This is a genomic window from Stenotrophomonas sp. STEN031, assembly GCF_056759975.1.
This window is the reverse complement of sequence record NZ_JBRREA010000111.1, coordinates 1-4,377: the sequence shown is the minus strand read 5'-3', so window position 1 is coordinate 4,377 and position 4,377 is coordinate 1. Positions and strand designations below refer to the sequence as shown.

General features: G+C 66.0%; 6 protein-coding genes. 1 reads left to right on the top strand and 5 read right to left on the bottom strand.

The window, feature by feature from the left end; all coding sequences use genetic code 11:
• Nucleotides 1-82: 82 nt before the first annotated feature.
• From ACVOLQ_RS22310 to msrB, 5 genes are all read right to left on the bottom strand, one after another.
• A complete protein-coding gene (locus ACVOLQ_RS22310) occupies nucleotides 83-361 on the bottom strand; it encodes a DUF4031 domain-containing protein (protein WP_313174588.1) in 279 nt (92 codons plus the stop codon).
• 14 nt (nucleotides 362-375) lie between these two features.
• Nucleotides 376-849: a hypothetical protein gene (locus tag ACVOLQ_RS22305; protein WP_313174587.1), complete on the bottom strand. Its 474-nt coding sequence runs from the start codon at nucleotides 847-849 to the stop codon at nucleotides 376-378.
• A gap of 368 nt (nucleotides 850-1,217) precedes the next feature.
• Nucleotides 1,218-2,147, bottom strand: a complete 930-nt coding sequence (gene motB, locus ACVOLQ_RS22300; protein ID WP_481529343.1) for a flagellar motor protein MotB — start codon at nucleotides 2,145-2,147, stop codon at nucleotides 1,218-1,220.
• Nucleotides 2,148-2,157: 10 nt separating this feature from the next.
• Nucleotides 2,158-3,012, bottom strand: coding sequence for a flagellar motor stator protein MotA (motA, locus tag ACVOLQ_RS22295; RefSeq protein ID WP_057626758.1), 855 nt, complete (start codon nucleotides 3,010-3,012; stop codon nucleotides 2,158-2,160).
• A gap of 203 nt (nucleotides 3,013-3,215) precedes the next feature.
• Nucleotides 3,216-3,683 (bottom strand): peptide-methionine (R)-S-oxide reductase MsrB, encoded by a 468-nt coding sequence (msrB, locus tag ACVOLQ_RS22290; protein WP_313174333.1) that lies wholly within the window; start codon nucleotides 3,681-3,683, stop codon nucleotides 3,216-3,218.
• A 123-nt stretch (nucleotides 3,684-3,806) separates the two neighbouring features.
• Between msrB and ACVOLQ_RS22285 the strand changes: the two genes are divergently transcribed.
• On the top strand, nucleotides 3,807-4,202 hold the full coding sequence (locus tag ACVOLQ_RS22285) for a classical arabinogalactan protein 4 (RefSeq protein ID WP_481529342.1): 396 nt from the start codon (nucleotides 3,807-3,809) through the stop codon (nucleotides 4,200-4,202).
• Nucleotides 4,203-4,377 lie beyond the last annotated feature (175 nt).

Here is a 4,377-nt window from a genome sequence, read left to right as displayed (position 1 = left end):
GCCGGTCTCGCTCCGTGGCGGCCCGGCTGGCTGGCCGCTGTCGGCGCGGTCCGGGGCGCCCCGCCCCACTACAGGTCCGTCTTTACCCCGGCTGGTACAACGCCCGCGCATTGGCGATCACGCGGCGCATCTGTTCGCGATCGGTGTGCCGCGATATCGCCTGCGCGCCTAGCACTATCGCCTGCTCACGCAATGGCGCCGGCACGTCGTAGTGCACGCCGCTGGGGCGGTTCTGGAAGGCCCGGCGCGGAATCCCGAGCTGCTGCGCCAGCGCATGCAGCTCGGGCAAGGTGTCGGCCATCAGATGCGCCCAACGCTCACCGCGCCAGGGGTGTACCGCATCGTCGATATAGACCGTCACGTTCGGCCCTGGACTCAGGCCTTGGACTTGTCGTCGTCAGCCGGTACTTCTTCGGCGACCGCGATGGTCTCGTCCGTGGCGTCTGCCTCAACGGCTTCCTCGCCTTCGATACCTTCGAACTCGGATACCAGGCCGGCCAGGTAATCGTCGGCGGTCTTGCCTTCGTCGGCAGCCAGGTCGTCGATCATCTGCTGCAGCGCTGCGGAATATTCCAGGGTGACCTTGCGGCCTTCCTTCTCCTGCACATTGGCCAGGTGCTTGAGCATGGCCAGCATCGGGACGGGGTTGTCGGCGTTGCCCATGGTCTGGCCACCGATGGCCAGCAGCCATTCGTTGCCCTGCAGGCCGATGGCAGCCACGACCTGGCCTTCTTCATTGACCAGCACGGCGTGGTTCTGCACTGGCTGCTGGGCGTTCAGGCGGGTGAACGGGCGGCGCGGGGCCTGCTTCTTGCGCTTGTCGCGCTTGGCTTTGGAGAGCTTGGACATGAGGTTCGGCTGATTGAAAACGATGCCTATTGTAGGCGCCAAGCCGGTTTGGCGTTTGCCCCCTCCCTTTCGCGCAGCGAAGGGGAGGGTTGGGGAGGGGAGCTGTTGGCCGGGAAAGCCCCTGCCGAGCATGGCTCGGCACTACGCTGTTGCCCCCTCCCTTGCGCCGAAGGCGGAGGGGAGGGTTGGGGAGGGGTGCTGTTGGCTGGGAAAGCCCCCTGCCGAGCATGGCTCGGCACTACGCTGTTGCCCCCTGCGTTGCGCCGAAGGCGGAGGGGAGGGTTGGGGAGGGGTGCTGTTGGCTGGGAAAGCCCCTGCCGAGCATGGCTCGGCACTACATCCTGGCGGGCAGCGCGGTTGGTGCAGGCTCAGTCCGCGACTGACGGCGTCCCATCCGCAGCCGCAGCGGGGACAGGCACCGGCAACGTACCGGTCTCGTTCAACGCGGCCGCTTCGGCTTCCTTGGTCATCACCACGATGCTGATGCGGCGGTTGATCGGATTCTGTGGGTTGGCTTTGTCAAACAGCACCGACGAGGCCAGGCCGACCACGCGCGCCACCTTGGCTTCCTCCATGCCGCCTTCCAGCAGGGTGCGCCGCGCGGCATTGGCGCGGTCCGCACTCAACTCCCAGTTGCCGTAGCCAAGCTGCGTGGAATAGGCGGTGGTGTCGGTGTGACCGGTGATGCTGATGTGGTTGGGCACCTGGTTGATGAAGTGCGACAGCTCCAACAGGATCGTCTTGGTATACGGCATCAGGCGCGCGCTGCCGAGGTCGAACATCGGCCGGTTCTGCTTGTCCACGATCTGGATGCGCAGGCCTTCGGGGGTGATGTCCAACAGCAACTGGTCCTTGAACGGCTCCAGCGCCTGGCTCTTGCTGATCGCCTCCTGCAGCTCCTGCTTCAGCGCCTCCAGACGTTGCCTGTCGCGTTCGCGTTCCTGCACCGGCGTGGGCACGGCTTCCTGCTGGTTCTGGAAGGGATCATTGCTGTTGCCGCGCGACACATCGGTGGCGCCGCCCAGTTTGATCATCGAGGTGCTGGCGCCGCCAGGGCCGGCCATGCCCGGGGCAGGGGTGCTGCTGGTACCACTCAAGGGGCTGGGGTTGCGGAAGTATTCGGAGATTGCAGCGCGCTCGGGCTTGGTGGTGGCCGCCATCAGCCATAGCACCAGGAAGAAAGCCATCATCGCGGTGACGAAGTCGGCATAAGCCACCTTCCAGGAACCGCCGTGATGGCCGCCGCCCTGGACTTTCTTCACCCGGCGCACGATCACCGTGGGTTTGGTCTCGGTCATGGCACGCGCCTTACTTGACCGACTTCAGGTGCTGCTCGAACTCGCTGAAACCCGGACGCAGTGCCGAAGGCACGGTCTTGCGGGCGAACTCCAGCGCGATCTTCGGGTTGTAGCCACGCAGGCAGGCCAGCAGCGCGGTTTTCACTGATTCGTAGATGCGTGCGTCCTGCTCGGCACGGGCTTCCACCGCTGCTGCCAGCGGGCCGATGAAGCCATAGCCGAGCAGGATGCCGAGGAAGGTGCCGACCAACGCCCCGGCCACGTGTGCACCGACTTCCTTGATGTCGCCGCCGATCGCGCCCATGGTGATGACGATGCCCAGCACCGCGGCGACGATGCCGAAGCCCGGCAGACCGTCGGCTACCTTGTTCAGCACGTGCGCAGGTTCCAGCGCTTCGTGGTGGTGCTTTTCCAGCTCCAGTTCCAGCAACGGTTCCAGCTCGTGCGGCTCGATGTTGGAGCCGATCATCAACCGCAGGCAGTCGGTGATGAAATCGAGCAGGTGGTGGTCGGCCAGGACCTTGGGGTAGTTGGCGAACACCGCGCTGTCCTGCGGGTTCTCGACGTGGTCTTCCAGCGCCATGAAGCCTTCGCGGCGGGCCTTGTTGAGCAGTTCATAGAGCAGGCTGAGCACGTCCAGGTAGTCCTGGCGCTTGTACTGCGGGCCCTTGAACACGCTGACGGTGGCCCGCAAGGTCTGCTTGACGGTCTTGAGTGGCGTGGCGATCAGGAATGCGCCCAGCGCCGCGCCACCGATGATGACCAGTTCGTAGGGCTGCCACAGCGCGGCCAGGCGGCCATGCGCACCGACGTAGCCGCCCAGGACAGCAAATATGACAACGAGCAGGCCGACGATGATAAGCATGGTGACAGACAAGGGATGGGGATATCCCGTTGTCGGCCGTCAGCGAAGAATCTGTAGCGCCGGGCGGCTCCTGTAGAGCCGAGCCATGCTCGGCTGAGGCTTTACCGGTAATGCTGCTCTGTAGAGCCGAGCCATGCTCGGCTGAGGCTCTACTGGCGATGCTTCTGCCGAGCATGGCTCGGCACTACAGCTGGTGCGCTTGCTCAGGCTGCGGGCTGGGATTCGGCGCCGCCGCGCTGCAGCGGGTCAGGGTAGGGCTGGCCATTGTCGACAAAGGCCAGCGACACCGAGTTCAGGCAGTGGCGTTCGAAGGTCGGCGGCGGGCCGTCCGGGAACACGTGGCCGAGGTGGCTGCCACACCGTGCGCAGACGATCTCGGTGCGGATCATGTTGTGGCTGGTGTCGCGGATCTCGCGTACATGTGCCGGTTCGAACGGCGCGAAGAAGCTGGGCCAGCCGGTGCCGGAATCGAATTTGGTGCTGGAGCGGAACAGCGGCAGTGCACACAGCCGGCAGCAGTACACGCCCTCGCGCTTGTTATCGAGGAACACGCCACAGAACGGCGCCTCGGTGCCGTGATGCAGCAGCACGCGCTGTTCCTCGCTGCTGAGGCCAGCGATCAGCGCCTCGCGCTGGGCGGTGCTGGGGGGAGTCAGGTCGAAAGCGGTCATGGCGTGGCATCCGTGGGACAGGTGTTGATGGTGGGGGCGGGCCGCGGCCAGTCCAAGGTCGCATTCATGGCGGCGCAAGCCGGGCAGGTGCATGCTCGGCGAGTGGACGCAAAGGAGACGCTGATGAAGCTGAAGGGATATCTGGCGCTGGTTGTGCTGGCGGCATTGCCGGCGTTCGCACAGGCCCAGCTCGCACAACCGCCCGCGCCGACGGCAACGCGGCCGGTGACCCTGCCGGCGCCTTCGCCGCCCGTCAACACGCCGCGCGAAGCGCAGCAGGATCCGGCGCGTCCGGAACCCTCGCGTCCGCCCAACAAGCCCAAGCCGGTTCCGAAGCCGAAGCTGGTTGTGCCGCCGCCGCCGGCGCGGCCGATCTACGACAGCAAGGGCCAGTTGGCGCCGCATATGCGCCAGACCAGCCCGGGGCGGGTGCTGGACACGCGTACCAACCGCTATTACGACACCGTGCCCAGCGGCATCGGCCAGAAAGTGGTGCCCCCGCCGGTAGGCACGCGATGACCCTGTAGTGCCGAGCCATGCTCGGCAGGAGCTTTCCAAGCCAACGTCAAAAGCACCCCTCCCCAGCCCTCCCCTTGGCCTGCAGCCAAAGGGAGGGGCGTAGTGGCGGGCCCGTGGAAGGTATTGGGGGGTTGAGGGGTGAAGCCAGCCGGGCAAGGCTGGGCGGGCAGGAGGG

What these genes read in the sequence shown, in the direction of transcription:
- ACVOLQ_RS22305 (WP_313174587.1), bottom strand. Translation starts at nt 849, where the DNA reads ATGTCCAAGCTCTCCAAAGCCAAGCGCGACAAGCGCAAGAAGCAGGCC.
- motB (WP_481529343.1), bottom strand. Translation starts at nt 2,147, where the DNA reads ATGACCGAGACCAAACCCACGGTGATCGTGCGCCGGGTGAAGAAAGTC.
- motA (WP_057626758.1), bottom strand. Translation starts at nt 3,012, where the DNA reads ATGCTTATCATCGTCGGCCTGCTCGTTGTCATATTTGCTGTCCTGGGC.
- msrB (WP_313174333.1), bottom strand. Translation starts at nt 3,683, where the DNA reads ATGACCGCTTTCGACCTGACTCCCCCCAGCACCGCCCAGCGCGAGGCG.
- ACVOLQ_RS22285 (WP_481529342.1), top strand. Translation starts at nt 3,807, where the DNA reads ATGAAGCTGAAGGGATATCTGGCGCTGGTTGTGCTGGCGGCATTGCCG.